Here is a 2699-nt window from a genome sequence, read left to right as displayed (position 1 = left end):
TGATCCACTGGATCAATTGCTTAACGTCTTCACCTCGTCAGGCTCATAACCTGAAGGCCAAAGGTTCAAATCCTACTCCAAAAAACAACTTTAGAACGAAAATTACAAATACTTACACGCCGATCAACGCCAAACATCCCGCAAAAAATAATGCCTATATCCCTCCGTCAGAGCCTAAAACATCGCCTGTGACAATGGAATAAACGCCTCTTTTATGGCTTTGAAATCAGACTATCGCATGAATCGGACCTTTCTCGACGGATTCAGGCATTACTCTCCAATTCGACATCTCTGACGCTATATCAACCTTGATGCCCGTCAAGTTTAGCGCGCGCTCAAGCATCAGGCCCAAGCAGCAATACTTGGATATCTGCAACATTGGTTCCGGTCGCACCAGTCATCAGAAGATCACCCGATAGTCCCAATGCCCGGTGACTGTCGTTGTTTGCTAACAGCGTGGACGGATTTTGCCCCGCATCGCGGATACGATCGAATGTTCCCACATCCACAATCGCACCCGCTGCGGGGGTCGGACCATCACGGCCATCTGTTCCACCGCTGAGGAAGATCCAGTTGCCGGGAATAGCTTCCCCTTGCGCCAGTTGGGCGACGCGCAGCGCTAGTTCCTGATTGCGCCCACCAAGACCCGTACCCCGCAGCCGGACGGTTGTCTCCCCTCCGAAAAGCAGAGCGATCGGGCGGTCGGAAGCCACAGAACGGGCCGCTTGCAGAATCTGACGTGCAGCGTCGGACACGTCTCCTGTCAGTGCTTTGGATGCAATTTCAGCCCGACAAAACTGCGCCGCACAGCGATGCGCAGCCTCAAGGCTTATCGTGTTCGACCCGATCAGATGATTTGTCGCTTCAACTGCTATCGTCTGTTCAGGAACGCTGTGTTCTAGATGGTCCCGCACGGATTGGGGCAGACGCTTCCAGATGCCAGCCCCAATGCAGATCCTGCGGGCATCGGCTTGGGTTCCGATGGGTGGAGAAGTGGGGCCGCTGGCAACGGCACGCAGGTCATCTCCGATCACATCCGACAGAATATAGGCTGTGACCGGTGCAGGTGAACCGTGCCGCAGAAACCCTCCGCCCTTGAGCTGGCTCAGATGCTGGCGCACCAGGTTCATGTGCACGATGTCCAATCCGGAAGACAACAAGAGCTCGTTGACCACAATCTTATCCGATAGGAACAATCCGTCCACAGGTGCCGGAACCAGGGCCGATCCCCCGCCAGAGATCAGCGCTATGATCTGATCTTGCTCGCGTGCTGTGCTGAGCAGATCAATGATCTGCCGACCGGCTTTGAGGCCCCGTTCGTCCGGAACGGGGTGTGCACTGTTCAACACAGTTGCACCGGGTACGACCGCTTGGTTTTCGGAATGGGTCACGGCCAGAGCGACATGATCACCCTGAACGTTTTGCAAGGCTTCCGCCATCATGGCTGGAGCGGCTTTACCAATCGCGATCAGGATGCTGCGCCCACCCTGTTTGGGCGCAGACAATGGGGCTGATTGCAGTCGTCTGCTCAGGGATACCGCCGGATCTGCCGCGGCTATGGCTTCGGCAAATATGTTGGCGGCACAATCGCGTTGAGACATGGACGATTGTAAAGTCATGAGGCGATCATGCTGCTGCGATTTGACGGGCCTTCTCAACCATAACTTCAGCTTGACGGATCGAAGCATAGTCGATCAGGCGGCCATCCAACGAAACCGCTCCCTTTCCCGCTGCTTCGGCTTCGGCCATTGCTTCGAGAATGCGTTGTGCCTTGGTGACTTCGGCGTCGCCCGGCGACATAACATCGTTTGCCAGTGAAATCTGGCTGGGATGGATGGCCCATTTGCCCTCGCAGCCTAAAACTGCCGCGCGCTTTGCGGCGGCTTTGTAGCCGTCCGGGTCTTGGAAGTCTCCAAATGGGCCGTCGATCGGGCGCAAACCATTGGCGCGGGCAGCTACAACCATACGGGCAAGCGCATAGTGCCACATATCTCCCCAATGGGTCAGGCGTCCTCCGTCCGTATCCGCGTCAGTCAGAACGGAATAATCCGGGTTAACACCGCCGATAATAGTCGTCCGTGCGCGGGTCGAGGCGGCATAGTCGGCTACGCCGAAATGCAGGCTTTCGTTACGTTTCGACGCCGCCGCGATCTCACTGACGTTCTGCATCCCTAACGCAGTTTCGATGATATGCTCGAATCCGATGCGTTTTTTGTGCCCCTTTGCATCCTCGATTTGCGTGACCATCATGTCGACGGCATAGACATCTGCCGCGGTGCCGACTTTGGGGATCATGATCAGATCAAGTCGCTCGCCAGCCTGTTCAACCACATCCACCACGTCGCGGTACATGTAATGCGTGTCGAGCCCGTTGATGCGTACCGACATGGTCTTGCTGCCCCAGTCGATGTCGTTCAGAGCCTCAATGATGTTTTTGCGGGCTTGTTCTTTCTCGTCCGGCGCGACGGCGTCCTCCAGATCAAGGAAGATGACATCCACGTCCGATTGTGCGGCCTTTTCGAACATTCCGGGTTGGCTGCCAGGTACGGCGAGTTCGCTACGGTTTAGGCGGGCAGGAGCCTGTTCGATGGAATGAAAGCTCATGGGTTGGTGTCCTTCAGTTTACAGGTTTGGATAGATAGGGAATCTGGCGCAGAGGTTTGCGACTTCGGCTTTGACTTTGGCCTCGACCTCACCGT

At 55.9% G+C, this 2699-nt stretch carries 3 protein-coding genes; 1 reads left to right on the top strand and 2 read right to left on the bottom strand.

Translation table 11 applies throughout. The features are described 5' to 3' along the window. Nucleotides 1-203: hypothetical protein (locus AC2FH9_RS19860; protein WP_496872724.1), on the top strand; the 203-nt coding region annotated here is incomplete at its 5' end. A 132-nt stretch (nt 204-335) separates the two neighbouring features. On the opposite strand, the gene AC2FH9_RS19855 is transcribed toward AC2FH9_RS19860, so the two are convergent. Next, nucleotides 336-1601, bottom strand: a complete 1266-nt coding sequence (locus AC2FH9_RS19855) for a glycerate kinase type-2 family protein (protein ID WP_496872722.1) — start codon at nt 1599-1601, stop codon at nt 336-338. A 25-nt stretch (nt 1602-1626) separates the two neighbouring features. Then, a complete protein-coding gene (locus AC2FH9_RS19850; protein ID WP_496872720.1) occupies nt 1627-2604 on the bottom strand; it encodes an HpcH/HpaI aldolase/citrate lyase family protein in 978 nt (325 codons plus the stop codon). Between the last annotated feature and the right edge of the window lie 95 nt (nt 2605-2699).

It is taken from the genome of Ruegeria sp. CDSC081, from assembly GCF_059610485.1.
This window is presented reverse-complemented; position numbering and strand designations above follow the sequence as displayed.